At 68.5% G+C, this 17,619-nt stretch carries 11 protein-coding genes; 1 reads left to right on the top strand and 10 read right to left on the bottom strand.

All coding sequences use genetic code 11. The features are described from left to right. Window positions 1-114: 114 nt before the first annotated feature. Entirely contained in the window at window positions 115-1,941 is a 1,827-nt protein-coding gene (locus DAT35_RS00200; RefSeq protein ID WP_108064835.1) for a hypothetical protein, read from the top strand. A gap of 24 nt (window positions 1,942-1,965) precedes the next feature. Here DAT35_RS00200 and DAT35_RS00195 read toward each other — a convergent pair whose 3' ends face one another. The 10 genes from DAT35_RS00195 to dhbC form a co-directional block, all read right to left on the bottom strand. After that, the gene (locus DAT35_RS00195) at window positions 1,966-2,817 is read right to left on the bottom strand and encodes a TonB family protein (protein ID WP_108064834.1); all 852 of its coding nucleotides are present in this window, start codon (window positions 2,815-2,817) and stop codon (window positions 1,966-1,968) included. Beyond that, window positions 2,798-3,259, bottom strand: a complete 462-nt coding sequence (locus tag DAT35_RS00190; RefSeq protein WP_108064833.1) for a biopolymer transporter ExbD — start codon at window positions 3,257-3,259, stop codon at window positions 2,798-2,800. Before DAT35_RS00190 ends, DAT35_RS00195 begins: the two co-directional genes overlap by 20 nt. A gap of 2 nt (window positions 3,260-3,261) precedes the next feature. Next, window positions 3,262-4,020: a MotA/TolQ/ExbB proton channel family protein gene (locus DAT35_RS00185; RefSeq protein ID WP_233261225.1), complete on the bottom strand. Its 759-nt coding sequence runs from the start codon at window positions 4,018-4,020 to the stop codon at window positions 3,262-3,264. A gap of 43 nt (window positions 4,021-4,063) precedes the next feature. Then, window positions 4,064-5,293 (bottom strand): MxcI protein, encoded by a 1,230-nt coding sequence (locus DAT35_RS00180; RefSeq protein ID WP_108064832.1) that lies wholly within the window; start codon window positions 5,291-5,293, stop codon window positions 4,064-4,066. A 54-nt stretch (window positions 5,294-5,347) separates the two neighbouring features. Further along, window positions 5,348-7,741, bottom strand: coding sequence for a TonB-dependent siderophore myxochelin receptor MxcH (mxcH, locus tag DAT35_RS00175; protein WP_233261224.1), 2,394 nt, complete (start codon window positions 7,739-7,741; stop codon window positions 5,348-5,350). 167 nt (window positions 7,742-7,908) lie between these two features. Beyond that, a complete protein-coding gene (locus DAT35_RS00170; RefSeq protein WP_108064830.1) occupies window positions 7,909-9,282 on the bottom strand; it encodes a class II 3-deoxy-7-phosphoheptulonate synthase in 1,374 nt (457 codons plus the stop codon). Between the two features lie 41 nt (window positions 9,283-9,323). After that, complete coding sequence (gene mxcG, locus DAT35_RS00165) at window positions 9,324-13,685, bottom strand: myxochelin non-ribosomal peptide synthetase MxcG (RefSeq protein WP_108064829.1); 4,362 nt, start codon at window positions 13,683-13,685, stop codon at window positions 9,324-9,326. A gap of 62 nt (window positions 13,686-13,747) precedes the next feature. Next, on the bottom strand, window positions 13,748-14,656 hold the full coding sequence (locus DAT35_RS00160; RefSeq protein WP_108064828.1) for an isochorismatase family protein: 909 nt from the start codon (window positions 14,654-14,656) through the stop codon (window positions 13,748-13,750). A 12-nt stretch (window positions 14,657-14,668) separates the two neighbouring features. Beyond that, on the bottom strand, window positions 14,669-16,339 hold the full coding sequence (locus DAT35_RS00155) for a (2,3-dihydroxybenzoyl)adenylate synthase (protein ID WP_108064827.1): 1,671 nt from the start codon (window positions 16,337-16,339) through the stop codon (window positions 14,669-14,671). Then, window positions 16,336-17,562: an isochorismate synthase DhbC gene (gene dhbC / locus DAT35_RS00150; protein WP_108064826.1), complete on the bottom strand. Its 1,227-nt coding sequence runs from the start codon at window positions 17,560-17,562 to the stop codon at window positions 16,336-16,338. The genes DAT35_RS00155 and dhbC overlap by 4 nt, the downstream gene beginning before the upstream one ends. Window positions 17,563-17,619 lie beyond the last annotated feature (57 nt).

The raw sequence follows: 17,619 nt of genomic DNA, 5'->3' as shown, positions 1-17,619 counted from the left end.
ACGCTCCAAGGGGTTTGACTCATTACCGAAACTCAAGAAAAATAGGATCACCAGGGGCGCAACCGGCCGTTCCTCCTGCACAAAACCTCCTCTTACCCCCCAAGAGGTCCCCCCGTGAGCAATCGGAGCGCGATCGCTGTCGCTGTGGAGGGTGGCTCGCCTGGCGCGCTGCCAGCCAAGGCCATTCAAGTGGACGCGGGTGTGGCGCTGCCCGTGGCCTTTGGTGGATTGAGGAAGATCCTCCTGGCCTGCGAGGACGCGGCCCCCGAGGCCGTGCGGCCCCTGGCGAGGCAGCGGCCCGCCGAGTGGAACCGCCTCTTCCCCGGCTCCATCGAGGGCGCGCCGGATCTCACCGATCTGGCCCTCACGCCGTCCGAGCGCCGGCTCCACCGCGAGTCGGAACAGATCTTCTGGATCCTCAACCTGGCGGCGCGCGCCATCGTGGAGACACTGAGGGTGAGTGGCCGGCCGCTCGTCATCCACGGCGCGGGCGAGTGCGATCTCGTCAGCCTGCGAGCGGTGATGCGCGCGGCCGAGTGGGGCCGGCTGGAGCAGCTCGACAGCCGCATCCTGCTCACCGGCTGGAACACGCGCCGGCCGCACGATGCCGCCTTCTTCGAGGAGCGGCGCCGGGCCTTCCTCGACTCCCTGTGCGAGCGGATGCGTACCTCGCACCCTGGTGGCGGCGTGGGCCCGGTCTCCGGCCGGGCGCTCGAGCCGGCAGTGGACCTCGAGGGCCGCTACCTGGGCACCGTGGTGGACGACCAGGCGCCGCTCGAGCACCGCATCGCCGCGGCCGTGCTCGCCATCCGCAGCTGCTTCTTCACCACCAACTACGAGGGCGCCATGCTCGCCGCCGAGCGGGGACTGGCGCTGCTCGACGCGGCGGGTGACGCCCTGTCCCCCGCGCGGGTGGCCGAGGGCTGGGACGCGCTCGACACGGGCTTCAGCACGCCCGCCATCGAGATCGACCGGAGCAGCCTCGGGGACGCGGAGGAGCTGCGCATCCTCTTCGAGCGGGGAATCGGCGTGGTGCACGTCTTCACCGGCCAGCACGACGAGGCGATGGAGGCCTTCGGCCGGGGTCTGGAGCGCCATGCACCACCGGAGCGGCTCGCGCACCTGCACATGTTCCGCGCCCTCACGCGCACCAAGCGCCTGGCGCAGATGCCGGATGCCCGCGCCGAGGTGGAGGCCGGGCTCTCGCTGCTGTCGGGCCGGGAGACGGAGCTGCGCTACCTGCACGAGGCCTGGCTGCGCAACGTGTACGCGCTCACGTACTTCCTGGAGAAGAACCTCCCCGAGGCACTGGTGCAGGAGAAGCTCGCCATGCGCTGCGTGGGAGACCTCCACGACGCGAGCGCCACGCACCTGAAGATCAACCTCATCTCCAACGCCAGCTACCTGCAGGAGACGGCGAGGAACTACGCGGACTCCATCGCCATCTGGCGGCGCTTCGAGAAGATCAGCGCCAACTGGGGTGCCAACTTCGCCAAGCACCACCGCTACCGGCTGGCCGCGCTCCAGATGGCCAACGGCGAGCGCGAGGCGGCCATCGCCAGCTACACCGAGGCGTTCGAGTGCGCCGGGGAGCTGGGAGATCCCCTGCACCAGCAGGTGATCGCCGCGGACCTGGGACTGCACCTGCTGGACAGGCAGCCGGGCACGGCGGCGCGGTGGTTCTCGCGGGCGGCGGAGCAGGCGCGCGTCATCGGAGATCCGCTCCGGGTGGCGCAGAGCCTCGCGGGCCAGGCGCTCGCCGAGGGAAGCCGCGATTGGACGGAGGCCCTGCGCTGCGCCCAGGCGAGCACCACCACGCCGGCGGAGACGGAGCCCCTGGTGAAGGCGCTCACGCACGGAGACGCCGAGGCCCTGCGCAAGGCCATGCCCCGCCCGCGCAGCAAGCTCAACCGCCCCTTCGACTCGGTGAACCTCTACTGAGGTACGACCGAGGGACGCGCCGGCTCACCGCCGCGTGAACCGGACCCGGATCGGCGGAGAGGAGGCCGCGTACGGACGGCCCTCCCGATCGAGGGCGGCGTCGAAGCGCGCGTTGCGAGCACACTCGAGCGCCGCCTGGCCAAAACCATGGCCCGGATCGGACACCAGCTCGGCCGAGGTGACCCGGCCTTCGGCGGTGACGACGACGCGCAACACAACCGCCTGCTCGTCGATGCGCAGCGCGTCCGCTTCCCGAGGCCAGGGACACTCCCAGTTCCGCGCAGGGAGCTGAACGGAGCGGGCCCTGCTCGCACCCGATCCATTGGCATCGCCCGAGGGGCTCGCGACCGCCTCGACCGCCTGCGTGGAAGTCCCGTTGGACGCCGTCACGCCTCCGGCGTAGCTCTGGCCCTGACCGCTCACGATGTCGAAGCCCGTGAAATCGAGGGGAGCTTCCGCCTCGTCCGCGGCGACGACCGCTCCGGCCTGTGCAGGAGCGGGAGCAGGTGGAGCGGAGCTGGCGGGCTTCGCGGTGCTCGGTGGCGTCTGGGCCCGAGCCGAACGCGGCGGGGGCCGTGACGCAGGTGGCGGAGGGGGTGGAGGAAGAGGCTCGGGAGGAGCGGGCGGTTGCAGATCCACCACGTGCTCGATCTGGATCGGCGGCTTCGCCGCGACCACCGAGAGAGCGCGCGAGCTCTCCTGCTGCCACGCCCGCCATGCGAACCCCACCGCGGCTCCATGCAGGGCCACCGTCGCGAGCATCGCCCATGCGAAGCGTCCCGGGGCCTTCGCACGCGCGGGCCCGAAGACGATCGACGCAATGCTCTCGGTCCCCGCCACGTGCCGGGGAACGGACTCAGGGGCTCGCACGTCCATCCTCCGCTGGCGGATGCCCGTCGTCGCCCTGGGCGGCCGGCTCCGGACGAACCGTGCCGAAAGCCACACGGGTGAGCCCTGCTCCCTTCAGTTGGTCGAGCACCGCGATCACCTGCCGATGGGGAACGGCCCCATCCGCCTGGATGACCGCGCGAAGCTCCGGATCTCGAGCGAGCGCCTGACGAGCCTTGTCCTTCAAGGCAGCCTCATCCAGGACCGCTCCATCCACCTGGATCTGGCCACTCGCGGTGATGGAGATGGCGAGAATCGTCTGGACCTCCTCGCTCTGGGACGCCTGGGGCAGATCCAGCGGCACGGCGGGACTGTCGACGAGCTTCGCCGTGACCATGAAGATGATGAGAAGCACCAACGTGATGTCGACGAGCGGCGTGACGTTGATACCCTCGATCAGTCCGCCGCGGGGCTGCGTTCCACCCGCCATGGCTAGACGACCCCCCGTGCCGGCCGGGTCTCGACAGCGCTGCTTTGAGCCAGGAGCACCTCGGGGGCCTCGCCCTTCCCCACCCTCGCGCCCCCGCCCGCGTCCCGCTCCTGGGCGGACACATAGGCCAGCACGAGGTTGGTGAGCGCCTCGGCGTCAGAGAGCATCCGGGCGATCCGCCTCTGGAAATAGTTGTACGCCGCGACCGCGGGGAGCGCGACGCCGATTCCCACGGCGGTGGCCACCAGGGCTTCCGCGATGGCTCCCATCACGGCATTCGACGCGACCTGACCTGTGCGCCCTCCCGCCACGACCGTCGCCCGGCCCAACTCCTCGAAGGCGAGCAACACCCCGATGACGGTGCCAAAGAGCCCGATGAAGGGCGCGTTGTTTCCCAGCGTCCCCAGATAGGCCAGGCGGTTCTCCAGCGTCGCGCGTTCGATGGCGAGCGCGCTCTGCATGCCCTTGTCAGCGGCGGTCAGACCCCGCGGCGCGAGGCGGAGCCCGGCCCGGGCAACCACCGCCCCGAGGGAGTTCCGCTTCTCGAGCTTCGCCAGCGCCCCGGAGAAGTCACCCTTCGCGAGCGTCTCCTCGAGAGAGTCGGCGAGCTCGCGAAGGACGTCCTGCTTGCCACGAAAGACAATCCAACGTTCGACGATGATGCCAACGCTCGCCAGTGAGAGGGCAAACAGGAACCAGAGGATCCAGTTGGCGCCCCACTGGACGAAGACATTCTTGATCAGCTCGACGATGGGCATCATCGCCCTCCTTCATCGGGGGTCGGAACTCCCGTGACCTATCAGTTCAGCGCACCTGCAGGAAGGAGAAGGCCATACCCGTCGAGGTGGCCATCAGCTTTCCATCCTCGCCCGTCATCAGGTGGAGGGTCGTATTCCCATCCTTGAACGAGGTGAAGAGGGTCTGGTTGCCGGCCTCGAAGACGAAGGCGCTGCCACTGGTCGCCGGGAAGCCCGCCACGGGCGTGGCAGTCCGGGCGTCGAAGTTGAACCGGCTCCACCGCCACGCCGCCGCACTCGCCAGGGCCCGGGCACTGGTGCCCGCCGTCACCGGCGAGGCGAGCGTGCTCTCGTCGAGCACGCGCAGGTAGGCCGCACCGTTGGGACCGGGAACCAGCGAGCCCACGGTCTGTCCACCCGCGAGCGTGTTGAGCGACACGTAGAACGAAGAATCGAAGGCGAGCTTCTGGAGGTCGAACCGGATCATGCAGGACTCCGGCGCGGACTCTCCCGTGGTCCGGCGATACGCGGCGCCGTAGGCCTCCGTGGCCATGTAGAGCAGCCCATCGGGGCCGATGACACCATCCCGCGCGTAGCCACACCGATCGTCCTTCACCACCGTCGCCGTGTCGGTCGTCGTATCAATGACGACGACGCCCGCCTGCTTGACGACCTGCGCCGTCGAGGTGCGCCACGCCGGGAGCATGACGAGCTGATTGCCGCGGCGGATCGGGAACGACGAGAAGCTCAGGCCCGCACCATCCACGGTGAGCCCGTTGAGCGGAATGCTCCCCGTGAGCGACATGTCGGAGGGGTTCCAGACGATGGCCTGCTGGGTGCTTCCATCGAAATAGTAGGCCTTGGTGTCCGAGACGAACTGGAAGGCGTTCTGATACTCACCAATCGTCTTCACCGCCTTGGGAGCGAAGCTGACGGTTTCACCCTTCTCCAGCTTTCCATCCGCCGTCAGGTTGTAGCGGGTGACCGTCGGGCCCTCGCTGCCGCCCACGAAGAGGGCGCCCTTCTTCGAAAGGCCGGCGATGAGCGCCCGCCCGGGGATGACGACGGCATTGTCGAAGGAGAGCTGCTCGGTCTGCTCCACCTTGTCCGTCAGGATGATGTAGGTCTGGCTGGAGGAGCCGCTTCCGGAGGACTGCGCCGCGATGGCATAGACGGGAGTGGTCGAGTCTCCGCCGTTGTCGGGCGTCTTGCCATCATTGTCGTCCCCGCAGCCAGCGAGGAGAGAGAGGGCAAGGGCCGTGGTGGCGAAGCGACGAAGCGGTGTCGTGAATGTCATGTGAACTGCCTTTCGCTGGGTGAAAGTTCACTGCGTGAGGGGTTTCGTGCCGGCTCAGAGCTCCGCCGTGAGTTTGGCGAAGATGCTCCGCCCGGGACGTTGGACGCCGTAGAAGTCATACGCGCGCGCATCGGTCAGGTTCTGCACGTCGACCGTCCAGCTCAGCGTGGCGGGCGCACGGCGAATGACATAGGTGAGGGACACCGAGTGCAGGAACTGAGAGGGAATCACCACCGAGGAGTCCGTCACGCCCGTCTCCGCCCAGGCGCGGAAGAACGTGTGGACGTAGCGGGAGTGCCAGGTCAACGAGAGCTCGTCATTGGAGCTCAGCACGTCGCGAAGCAGGAAGCGGGCACTTCCATTGGCCAGCAGATGGGGCTGGTTGGGAATGCGCTGTCCTTCGAACTGGCTGAAGAGGCCCTCGTCGGAGATGTTGCGAAAGTCCTGCCAGGTGATGTTGCCGTCCAGGCTGAGGTACTGCCCGGGTGACGTCCAACCCGCCGCGCCAGCGACCCCCAGGATGCGTGCGGCGAAGACGTTCTGGTAGATGAGATAGGCCTCCTGGCCGAGCAGCACGATGAGCTGGTCCGCGAGGCGTCCAAACCCATTCACATTGGCGCGGAAATCCCCCGCCCGGGTGGACCCGGACTCGAGCGTCAGTCCGACGTTGATGTTGTGGCTGGTCTCGGGTTTCAGCGCGAGGTTCTCGACGATGATGCCGCCATCTCCGAAGAGCTCGTCTGGACGAGGCACGCGGGTGGCCCACTCGTAGGAGGCCTTGGCGTAGAGCTGCCTGGAGATGCGCAAGCGGGCGCTGTCCCCCACCCCCACCCGGTGTGAGTTCTGATCGAGGTCCCAGAACCCACCGTCAGGCAGGGGCTTCTGGGCATGGGCCCGCTGCACATAATCCTTGATGAAGACGATGTTCTCGAGACGCTCGCCGAGGGCGTTGAGCTGGTACTCCAGGCCGCTGACCAGGGAGAGCAGGTTGCGGGCACCCGTGAGCGGATCGAGCATCTGGTGGGCGCTGAGGTACAGATCCTCGCCGACCCGGGTCACGTACGTGGGCGCCAGGGAGAGACGCAGCGTGTGTTGGGGAGCGGCGTTCCATCCCAGGTTGAACCGGCCAAAACCCGTGTGCTGCTCCACGTGCCTGTCGACGGCACTCGAATCCACCTCTCCGGGCTGGGGAAGCACGAAGATGCAGCGGCCGAACCAGTCGTAGGAACAGCGGCCGATATCTGTGAAAGACGACTGGCGCCAGGTGTAGCCGACGATCGTCTCGGCCGAGAGTCCCTGGGAGAAGAGCTGCTCATACCGGAGGGTGGAGCCCACCGACACCTCCCCGGTCTCCACCTCGCCATAGGGCTTCGTCGCGGTGGTGTTGTTCTGGAGCTCCTTGTCGGAAGTATTCGCGAACACGCGAAGGAGCAGACGCCTGGCCCATGGCCGGTCCACGAAACCCGCCTCGACCCCGAGCCCGGCGGCCTGGTAGGCGTCATGGAAGCGATAGACACGCGCGGGCTCGAGCTTGCCCCGCTCGTTCGCGACCTCGACGTCCATGGGGTAGTCATTCCGGGTGCGATCCACGAAGCCATTGGCCCGGATCAGGAACCCGGAGGGCGCATGGAGATGGCGGAGCCGGGCCGAGAAGCGATGGGTGTCGAATGAGCCGAGCTCGTAGGAAGCAGCCGCGCCGGTTCCGCGAACATCCTGGTCGGTGATGAGCTGGACGGCGCCTCCCAGGGCATCAATCCCGAAGCGGATCGGCACCACGCCCTGGTAGAGCTCCACCTGCTGGATGAGGTTCACCGGAACGTTGGCAAGACTCGAGCCGAAGCCCGCCAACTCGAGCGGAACGCCGTCGATGAAGAAGCGGATCTGCTCATCCGTGAGCCCCCCGAGCGAGAAGCGCGTGCGGCTGCCGAGCCCACCGGCCCTGCGCACCCCCACGCTCTCGGTGCGAGCCATGGCCTCTCCCAGATCCGCGGCCTCACGCTTGATGGACTCGGTCTCGACCACCTGCACCGCTTCGGCGGACTGACGCCGACGCTCCGCCGCGGACTCGCCCTGGACGGTGACTTCGATGGGCTCTTCGGCAACCGGTCCCGGACTGACCGCAGCAGGGGCCGCCTCGACAGGCGCCGGCGGCGGAGGCTCCTGGGGCGGCAGACGGAACTCATAGGTGTAATGGATGCGCGAGGGCATCGGCTGCCCGTTGCGCTTCGCCGACTCGAAGCGGAAACGGAGCGCCGCCTCGCGGGCCGCCTCGTCGAAGCCATGTCCGGCGGGCTCGAGCACCTCGGCCTCCGTGACGTTGCCTCGCGCGTCGATCATGAGGCGCAGCGGCACCTTCGCCTCGAGGCGCTCACTGCGCCCGATGTCTGGATAGGACGCCTCGACGAACTCCAACAACTTCGGAGGCTCCAGTACGCGAGCCGGAGCCACCCCGGACTCCTGAGGAGCGGACGCATTCGCCGCGGCGTCCTGCCCCGCATGAGCCAGGGTGGAACCGAGGAGCCACGAGATCGAGATAATGAAAATGGTTCTCATTTTCAAATTCACGTCGCATGTAGTCCCGATCATCGGGCTCCGTCAAGAAGGATCTCCGCGGCTCAGGCGGCCCGGACCTGGGGGGCACGCAACTCGTGGAGCTTCTCGGCCACCAGGAACGCGAGCTGCAGCGCCTGGTCCGCGTTGAGCCGGGGATCGCAGTGGGTGTGGTAGCGGCTGGACAGGTCGTCCTCGGTCACCGCCTGAGCACCCCCCAGACACTCGGTGACGTTCTGCCCGGTCATCTCCAGGTGCAGACCCCCGGGATGGACTCCTTCGGAGGCGGCGACCTGGGTGAAAGTCTTCACCTCCGACAGGATGCGATCGAAGAGCCGGGTCTTGTAGCCATTGCTGGCCTGCAAGGTATTGCCGTGCATCGGGTCGCTCGACCAGACCACGGGGCGGCCGTCGCGCCGGGTCGCGGCCATCAGCCTGGGCAGGCACTCGGCGGTCTTGTCCGCCCCGAAACGGCCAATGAGTGTCAGCCGACCGGGAATGGCCTTCGGGTTCAGGACGTCGATCAACCGCAACAGGGTGTCCGGATCCATGCGCGGCCCACACTTGAGGCCGATGGGATTCTGGATGCCCCGCATGAACTCCACATGGCCGCCGTCGAGCTGGTTCGTCCGCTCGCCAATCCACAGCATGTGCGCGGAGGTGTCGTACCAATCGCCCGACGCGGAGTCGACACGGGTCATCGCCTCCTCGACGTTGAGGAGCAGGGCCTCATGGCTGGTGAACAAGTCGACCGAGCTCACGGAGGACTGCGGCTCGGAGTGCCCGGTCAGGGCGCGCATGAAGCACAGGGATTCGAAGATCTGATCCGCGAGCCTCCGGTAGCGCTCGCCCTGCGGGCTGCCGGCAATGAAGTCGAGCGTCCACCGGTGGATGTTGCAAAGGTCCGAGTAGCCCCCCTGGGCGAAGGCGCGCAGGAGGTTCAGCGTGGCCGAGGACTGGTGATAGGCCTTGAGCAGCCGCTTCGGATCCGGCGTGCGATCGGCGGCGTTGAACTCCATCCCGTTGATGATGTCGCCGCGATAGGCCGGCAGGGTGATGCCGCCAATGGTCTCGACAGGGCTGGAGCGCGGCTTGGCGAACTGGCCGGCGATACGGCCGACCTTCACCACCGGACGGCCGCCCGCGAAGGTCAGCACCACCGCGATCTGGAGGATCAGCCGGAAGGTGTCACGGATGTTGTCGGCCGTGAACTCCTTGAAGCTCTCCGCGCAATCACCGCCCTGCAACAGGAAGGCCTTGCCTTCGGCGACCTGGCCGAGCGCGGCGGTCAGCTTGCGAGTCTCGGACGCGAACACGAGAGGAGGCAGGCGTGACAACTCCTCCTCGACGCGGGCCAGCGCGCGAGGATCCGGATAGTCGTCGGGTATGTGTTTGACGGGCTTTTCCCGCCAGGAATGGGGGGTCCAGGTTCGAGTCATCACAGAAGAGTCATTTCCAAGGTGAAGGCCGGGAGAAGTCATCATGGGCGTGGCAGGAGCGAGTGCTCCACGCAGTAGTCGAGGTAGCGGTACAGCAGTGCGCGGTCGGAGGGAGGACAGGTGATGCCACTGCCCGCCAGGGCCTGTGTCACCCGTTCGCAACGAATGGGTCCCAAGCCGAACGCGGGCTCCGCCGAGCCCGAGCGGAGATCGAAGAACGCCAGCGTGGTGCTGTTGTCCGCGTTGCCCGTGCGTTCCGCCACCCGGGCGCGCCACTCGGGGACCGGGTACAGGTCGACGGGGTAGCCGTAGTCGCGGACCCAGCGGAACACCTCGCTCAGCCGGACCTCCGGCGTGGGCGTGAGGTTGAACACCGCACCGGGCCGAGGCACCAGCGAGAGCCGTACGAGCGCTCGCGCCACGTAGTCCACCGGCGTCCACGTCTCGCCCACGTCCAGTTGAGGCAGCGCGCCCGCGGGAATGCCCGCCAGCAGGATGCGCCAGACCAGGTCCTGCGGATTGACGATGGCGCTGTCGGGTGCACCGACGACCCGGCCCAGCCGGTAGACCGCCACCGGCAGGCCCCGCTCGGCCGCCTGTTGCACCAGCCGCTCCGCCACCCATTTGCTCTGCTGGTAGCCGTCGCGCAGGCCTGGATGTGCCGGCACGAAGTCCTCGGGAACCTCGGGGCTGAGGTTCACCTGGGGGGCCACCGCCAGCGTCGAGACGTAATGCAGGGGCTTGTGACGAACGGCGGCGGCCAGCCGCAGGAGCTCGCGGGTTCCCCGCACGTTGACCGCCTGCAGGCTGCCGTATTCGCGCACGACACTGACCACGGCGGCGTTGTGGTAGACCGCGTCGCACTCGGCGGCCAACCCGTGGAACCGTGCGGCACCGAGCCCCAACCACGGCTGCGTCAGGTCGGCCGGCACGGCCAGCACCCGCTCGGCGAGGCGCGTGGTCGGGAGCCGCCAGGCCGTCATGGCCGCGCGAATCCGCTCCATCGCCTGGGCCTCATCCCGGGCGCGCACCAGGCAGACCACTCGCGCGTCGGTCTGACGCAGGAGCTCATCGAGCAGGTACGCGCCTACGAAGCCGGTGGCGCCCGTCAGCAGGACCTGCCGAAGCGGGGCTTGCGGCTCGAGGCTCGTGGCGCGAGGACTCCGCTCGTCCTGAGCCGGCTCCTCGGCCTTCCGCCACGGAACGATCTCCTCGGGCAACTCGGCATCGGCGAGCATGGCGGCGGTGAGGCCGCTGCTCTCCGCACCGGCTTCCGCACCTCGCTCCAACGCTTGCGCCAGCGCCGCGGCGGTCGGGTAGCGAAACACCGTGGCGACAGACACCTCGCGGCCCAGCTCGACACCGAGCCGGTTGGCCACCTGGATGCTCTGGAGCGACTGCCCACCGAGCTCGAAGAAGTCATCCTGCGCCGACAGGACATTCACGCCCAGCACCTGCTCCCATACGCGCAGCACCACACGCTCGAGCCCCGTGGCGGCGGCCGCAGCCTGGGTGGATTCTTCGGAAGGCTGGGCGCGGCGCAGCTCGGCCCGATCGAGCTTGCCCGTGCTCGTCCGGGGCAACCGCTCGGCGAACACGAAGGCCCCCGGCACCATGGGCGCGGGGAGCTCCGCCAGCAGGAACCGGCGCAGCTCCGCCGCCGACGGAGCGGGCGAAGCCGCCACGATGTGCGCGCACAGCCGCCGCGTGCCTCCGGGCAACACCTGCCCGACCACGGCGGCCTCGCGAACACCCGGGTGGCCGAGCAGCACGGTCTCGACCTCGGCCGGGTCGACCCGGTGGCCGCTGATCTTGAACTCGTCGTCGACACGGCCGACGAACACCAGGTGTCCATCCTCGCGCAGCCGGACCCTGTCACCGGTGCGGTAGGCGCGTGGGCGGTCGGGCAGTTGCTCGAGCGTGGTGAAGCGCGCCGCATCCAGCAACGGACGTCCCAGATAGCCTCGCGCCAGGCCACCGCCCAACAGGTACAGCTCGCTCTCGGCCCCTGGAGCGGCGATCCGCCCGAGCGGATCGATGAGCACCGCGCGAACACCCGGGAGCGGACGGCCGATCGGCACCTCGTCGCTGGCGGGCCCGGCCTCGGTGCCGCCACTGAGCGTGGCGACGGTGGCCACCACGGTGGCCTCGGTGGGGCCGTAGGTGTTGAGCAGTTGCACCTCGGGTCCGACGGCGGAGCGCCATCGTGCGACTCGCTCGGGCAGCGCGGCCTCCCCGCCAATGATCACCGTGCGAAGGGACGAGGGCAGCCGAGCCGCGCCAGTCGAGACGCTGTAGGCCAGTTCGTGCCAGAACGCTGTGGGCAGATCCAACACGGTGATGCCATGCTCTTCGCAGGCGTCGAGCAGCCGCGGCACCGACTGGAGCATCTCATCGGTGCGCAGTACCAGCCTCGCGCCCGCGCACAGGGTCAGGAAGATCTCCTCGACGCTGGCATCGAAGTGAAGCGGCGCGAACTGCAACACCGTGTCGTCACGGCGCAGTCCGTAGCGCTGCGTCGCCCCCGCGACGAAGTGGGCCAGCGCGCCTCGGGAGATCTGCACGCCATTGGGCTGGCCGGTCGAGCCGGAGGTGTAGATGACATACGCCAACCGCTCTTCTCCCGTCCGGGAGGTCTGCGTCATGTGGCTCGAGGCAAGCCCTTCATACCTTCGCACCAGCAGGTGGCCTGGGGCCTTCGGGCCGGCATCGGACGAGGAGTGTTGGGTATCGGTGGTGATGATCAGCTCAGGCGCGGCGTCGTCGAGGATCGCGGAAGTCCTGGACGTTGGCCCGAGAGGGTCGAGCGGCAGATAGCCGGCCCCGGAGAACAGCACGCCCAGGCTCGCGACGATCGCATCGATTCCCCGAGGCACCATCACCGCCACGGGGCTGTCGGGCCTCACGTCCTCGGCGAGGAGCCGGTCCGCCAGCGCACGAGCCGACTCGAGCAGCTCGCGGTAGCTCAACCGCTGCTGGCCGTGCTCCACCGCGACCGCGTCGGGCTGCTCGCGGGCGCGCGCGGAGATCAGCTCCAACACCGGACGAGCCGGTGCAGGGAGCGGCCCTCCGTCGAGCACGGAGGAGGAAGTGGACTCCACGTTGGAACGAGGAGCGATGGCACCACGGTCTGGCGCATCGAGCAGCGACGCCAGAAGCTGGAGGAAGTCGTGCTGATGGGTGTCCAGCTCGTCGGCGCGGTAGCAAACCGGGTTGGCGTCGAAATCGACCCGCAACCCGCCACCGTCGGACCTGGCGTACATGCCGATGGAGAGGTCCTCGACGGGCCCGGCGGAGATGTTGTGCGCGATGGCCGGCATCCCGGCGAAGCGCAGGGCGTAGTCGAACGGCATGATGTTGACCACGGGGCCGAACAGCCGGCGCTGCCCACCGACCAGCCGCAGGTCGCGGCGGAGCTGCTCGTAGCGATAGCGCAGATGGGGCCGGATGGTGCGGAGCTCCGAGGCAACGTCGCGGGCCAGCGTGAACAACGCGGCACCCGGACGTACCGGCACCCGCAGCGGCACGATGTTCATCGCCATGCACGGCACACGCAGCGCGGCGGAGCCGAGCCGCGACATCACCGGAAGGCCGAGCACCACCTCCGAGGCACCCGTCCGCTGGTGCAGCCAGACCACCGTGGTGGCGAGCACGAGGTCTGGCCAGCTCAGGCCCGCCTGGCGCGCGGCCGCCTGCAGCCGCTCCACTTCACTCGTGGGCAGATGGCGCGTCTGCCGAACGAAGCTGGCCGACATGGGCGCGGGTGCGGCCAGGCTCACCGGGGTGGGCCGGTCGGCGAAGCGCTCCATCCAGAAGGCCCGGTCGAGCTCATACTGCGCCCCTGCCCGGAAGGCCGCGTCCTCATCCAGCACGGCACGCAGCGAGCCAAAGCCACCCGTGGAGGGCCGGCCGGCGGCCCGTGCGGTGTAGAGCTCGGCGACCCGGCGCGCCAGCAGCGAGAAGCCAAAGCCATCCATGGCGATGTGGTGGACCCGCTGGAACCAGAAGAAACGATCGGGCGCGGCCTTGAACAGCGCTTCCGCGAACAGGGGCCCGCGGCTGAGGTCGACGGGCCGGGCCAGATCGTCCCTCATCCAGGCCTGCGCCGCCGCCCAGGGATCGGGAGTCCCGCTGAGATCCACCACGTGCAGCGTCCAGTCCGGCTGCGTCCCAAGGAGCTGCCCGGGCCCATCACCATCGGACACGAAGCGCGAGTGCAGTGCCTCGGCTTCTCCGACGGCCTGCCGCAGCGCTGCCTCGAATACCGCCGGGTCGACGGGCCCGCGTATCTCGATGCATTCGCCGGCGTTGTACACCGGGCTCTTGAGGTCGAACTGCTGGCCCAACCAGATTCCGTGCTGGGCCGCCGACAGCGGCCAGCGGGCATGCTGTGAATCGCACATCGCGAGGTACTCCCTGGGAGGATGAGCGCCCGGAGCGTGGGAGGGTCCCCACGCCCCATGGGCTAGGATGGATGGTGGGAATTGGCGCGAGGCGTCGCGGGGACCAGCAGCGCGTACCAATCGGTCAGGGTCGGGCGCTCGGCCAGCTCCACGAAGGTGATCTCCGCGCCGGTGCCCCGCCAACGCTCCACCAGGCTCATGAGCCGGATCGAGTCGAGCCCCCGCTCGAGCAGGTTCTCCCCCTCCCCTATCTCCGACGCCGGCTGGAGCAGCACCTCGGCGACATCCTCACGCATCTGCTGGCGGCTCAGGCTCTGCGCGCCGGACGCGGTCTGGGGCCGCAGCGCATCGATGACCTGCTGCGTGGTGGCGGTGACGGCGCACAGCCTCGCCGCGTAGTTCAGCGCCAGCTGATGCTGCTCCAGCGAGAAGTCGCCCAGCGCATCGGCGACCAGGAACGCCTGCACATCGTGCATGAAGGCATGGCTCGCCGTCTGGAGACAGCCGATGTGGGCGTAGATTCCGCAGATGATCAACTGGTCGCGCCCGCGCTTGTGCAGGATGTCCAGCAGGTCGGTCTTGACGAACGCGCTGTAGCGCCACTTGGTGAGGAAGATGTCGTCGGGGCCCGGAGCGAGCGCATCGACGATCTGCTTCAGGTCCGGGCCGCCGCTGACACCCGGCCCCCACAGGTCCAATTGAAGGCCACGCTGCTCGGGCGTCTGGCCGCCGGGCTGGGCCGAGTACACCACCGGAATGCCCAGGGAAGCGCAGTGCTGACGCAGCGCCCGGATGTTCGCCAGCAATTCCGGCACCGGAGACTGCTGAGCGTTGAAGGCATTCAGGAAATAGCGCTGCATGTCGTGGATCAGCAGCACGGCGCGCTGGGGATCCGGTGTCCACGACACCTTGTTCTTGGGCAGATCAGCTGCGCCAGGCATGGGATACGGGGCGATGGCGGGAAGTGCCATGGAATGACTCCTTCAATTCGAGCGTGTGGGGGTTGCGTTTCGTGAGGAAGATTTCGCGAGCGCCTCGCGCAGCGCCTTCTTGCTGACCTTTCCAACTCCGGTCTGCGGGAAGGTGTCGACGAGCTCGATCCGATCCGGAATCTTGTACGCCGCCAGTCCGCGCTCGCGCAGGAACGCGGTGAGGGTGGCGGCGGTCGGCCTTGTTTCGCGTGGAATGACGAACGCGCAGGTGCGCTCGCCGAGGAACGGGTCGGGCATGGCGACCACCGCCGCGTCATGGACCGCGGGATGGGCCAGCAGGTGGTTCTCCACCTCCTCGGCCGCGACCTTCTCACCGCCGCGGTTGATCTGATCCTTGGCGCGCCCCTCCACCACCAGGTACCCCTCGGGAGTCACCCGCACCAGATCTCCCGTGCAATAGAAGCCATCGGAGGTGAACGCCCGAGCGTTGTGCGTCTCGGCCTTGTAGTAGCCGCGGATGGTGTAGGGGCCGCGCGTCAGGAGTTGGCCCGTCTCCCCTGGAGCGACCTCGCGGCCGTCTTCATCGACCACGCAAATCTCATCGTCGGAGGAGATCGGCCTTCCCTGCGTGGTGACGATGAGTTCCTCGGGATCGTCCAACCGGGTGTAATTGACCAGTCCCTCGGCCATTCCGAAGACCTGCTGCAGGGTGCAGCCGAGCGTGGGACGCACCCGCTGGGCGGCCTCGATGCTGAACTTCGCCCCTCCGACCTGCAGCACTCGCAGGCTCGACAGGTCATGACGTCTGGCCTTGGCGGCCTCCAGCCAGATCATCGCCAGCGGAGGCACCAGCGCGGTGATCGTGACCCGCTCCCGCTCAATCAGCGGAAAGGCCACGTCGGGGCTGGGATGCATCGCCAGCACGGCCGTGCCACCCGCGTACAGGGTGCCGAACACTCCCGGCGAGCTCATCGGGAAGTTGTGCGCGGCGGGCAATGCGCACAGGTACACGCTCGACCCATCGAGCTGGCAGATCTCCGCGCTGGCGCGCACGCTGTAGATGTAGTCGTCGTGGGTGCGCGGAATCAGCTTGGGCACGCCCGTGCTGCCGCCCGACAGTTGGAAGAACGCCACATCGCTGGCACGTGGCCCCTCCCACGTCTCGGCCGGCGAATCCGCGTACAGCCTGCTCAACGCCGTGAACGGGCCCGCGTCGCCAGCGACAATCACATGTCGCAGCGTGGGCACCGTGCCGCGAACCTGCTCGGCCAGCGTGCGGTAGTCGAAGCCGACGTGCCTGTCGGGGATGATGTAGGCGACCGCTTCGGTGAACGCGCAGAAGTAGGTGATCTCCGCGCTCCGGTGCGCGGGAAGCGCGAACACCGGCAGCGCGCCCAACCGGAACAGCGCGAAGCACACCTCATAGAACTCGGCGATGTTGGGCAACTGGACCACCACCCGATCCCGCGGCCGGATGCCCAGGGCCCGGAAACCGGCGGCCAGTTGATCGGCTCGCGCGTCGAGCTCGCGGTAGCTCCAGCGCTCCGTCCCGGCCACCAGCGCGGTCCGCTCACCGTGGCGCTCCGCCCGCTCTCGCAACACCTGCCCGAAGGTCTCGCCGCGCCAGTACCCGGCCTCCCGGTAGCGCCTGGCGAACTCCTCGGGCCACATGGGGCAGCCCTCGAGCACGCCTGCTTCCTGCTGAGGGGGTTGGCTGCTCATGGCTGGACCTCGACGCCCTGCCCCAGCCCCATCGCCTGGAGCATCGTGCGGAACTTCGCCTCGGTCTCGGCCAGCTCGGACTCGGGCTTCGAGCCGACCACGATTCCCGCTCCGGCGAACAGCCGCAGCGTGCTCTCGTCGGCCTCGGCGCAGCGGATGGTCACGGCCCACTGCCCGTCACCGTTGGCATCGCACCAGCCCACCGTGCCCGTGTAGTAGCCGCGCTCAAATGGTTCGATCTTCGTGATCGCCGCGTGGGCCAGCTCGGTCGGGTAGCCACACACCGCCGGAGTCGGGTGCATCGCGACGGCCAACGTCAGCGAGGAGATCGACGGATCCAACAGCTCGCCGCTGATCCGGCTGGACAGGTGCCACATGGTGGCGGTGTTGACGAGCGACGGTTTCGAGGGCACCTCGAGCGTCTTGCAATATGGACGCAGGGCCTCCGCCACGGCGTCGATCACCACGGCGTGCTCGTGGAGGTCCTTGGGCGACGCCAGCAGTGCGGCGGCCCGCGCTTGATCCTCGATCGGATCGGCACTGCGCGGCGCCGATCCCGCCAGGGGGTTGGCCAGCACCTGCAGACCCGAGCGCGAGACCAACAGCTCCGGACTGGCGCCGATCAGCGTGCGCCGCCCCCCTCCCGTCGCGGAGGCCGAACGCGGAGGCAGATCCACCGCGAAGGTGTAGCCCGAGGGGTTGCGCTGGGCCAGGTTGCACAGCAGCTGCCGCAGGTCGATCGGCGTGGCCGCGCTGAGGTGCAGGGAGCGCGACAGCACCACCTTGCGCAGCGGGCCGCTCTGCATCAGCTCCAGGGCCCGCTCCACACCGTGAAGATACGCCGAGGGCTCCGGCACGGGCCGGACCGTGTAGCGCGCCGACGACGGGCGGCTCACGGGAGCGGCCATGTCGAACGCCAGCGGCCCCGCGCGCTGGATGGTCATGGGCACCACCAGCTGTGCCGGGACCGAGCCGTCGAAGGGCACCGCGCCCACCGCCACCGGGATGTCGTGAGCGGCCTCCCGCGCGTCGTTGAGCACCGCCGCCACGCGCTCGGGAAGGCGCGCCAGCGCGTTCGCTCCCCCGGGGTGCGGCACGGTGGCGAACGTGCCTCGCGCCAACAGCGTCCGCTTGGGCGAGGCGAAGAAGAACGACGAGCCCGCCTCGTAACCTTCCAGCAACTGCGCGGCCAGTGTCCGCTGCGCCATGGCACTTTCAGTCATCACAGCTACTCCTGATTTTGAATTTGACAACCATTCTCAACTTCAAGACATACGAAG

Origin of the sequence: Vitiosangium sp. GDMCC 1.1324, assembly GCF_003044305.1 — a bacterium.
Lineage (GTDB): Bacteria > Myxococcota > Myxococcia > Myxococcales > Myxococcaceae > Archangium.
This window is presented reverse-complemented; position numbering and strand designations above follow the sequence as displayed.

Coding starts and splice junctions, on each gene's coding strand:
- DAT35_RS00190 (WP_108064833.1), bottom strand. CDS start 3,259: ATGGCGGGTGGAACGCAGCCCCGCGGCGGACTGATCGAGGGTATCAAC.
- DAT35_RS00170 (WP_108064830.1), bottom strand. CDS start 9,282: ATGACTCGAACCTGGACCCCCCATTCCTGGCGGGAAAAGCCCGTCAAA.
- DAT35_RS00185 (WP_233261225.1), bottom strand. CDS start 4,020: ATGATGCCCATCGTCGAGCTGATCAAGAATGTCTTCGTCCAGTGGGGC.
- DAT35_RS00180 (WP_108064832.1), bottom strand. CDS start 5,293: ATGACATTCACGACACCGCTTCGTCGCTTCGCCACCACGGCCCTTGCC.
- dhbC (WP_108064826.1), bottom strand. CDS start 17,562: ATGACTGAAAGTGCCATGGCGCAGCGGACACTGGCCGCGCAGTTGCTG.
- DAT35_RS00195 (WP_108064834.1), bottom strand. CDS start 2,817: ATGGACGTGCGAGCCCCTGAGTCCGTTCCCCGGCACGTGGCGGGGACC.
- mxcG (WP_108064829.1), bottom strand. CDS start 13,685: ATGTGCGATTCACAGCATGCCCGCTGGCCGCTGTCGGCGGCCCAGCAC.
- DAT35_RS00160 (WP_108064828.1), bottom strand. CDS start 14,656: ATGGCACTTCCCGCCATCGCCCCGTATCCCATGCCTGGCGCAGCTGAT.
- DAT35_RS00155 (WP_108064827.1), bottom strand. CDS start 16,339: ATGAGCAGCCAACCCCCTCAGCAGGAAGCAGGCGTGCTCGAGGGCTGC.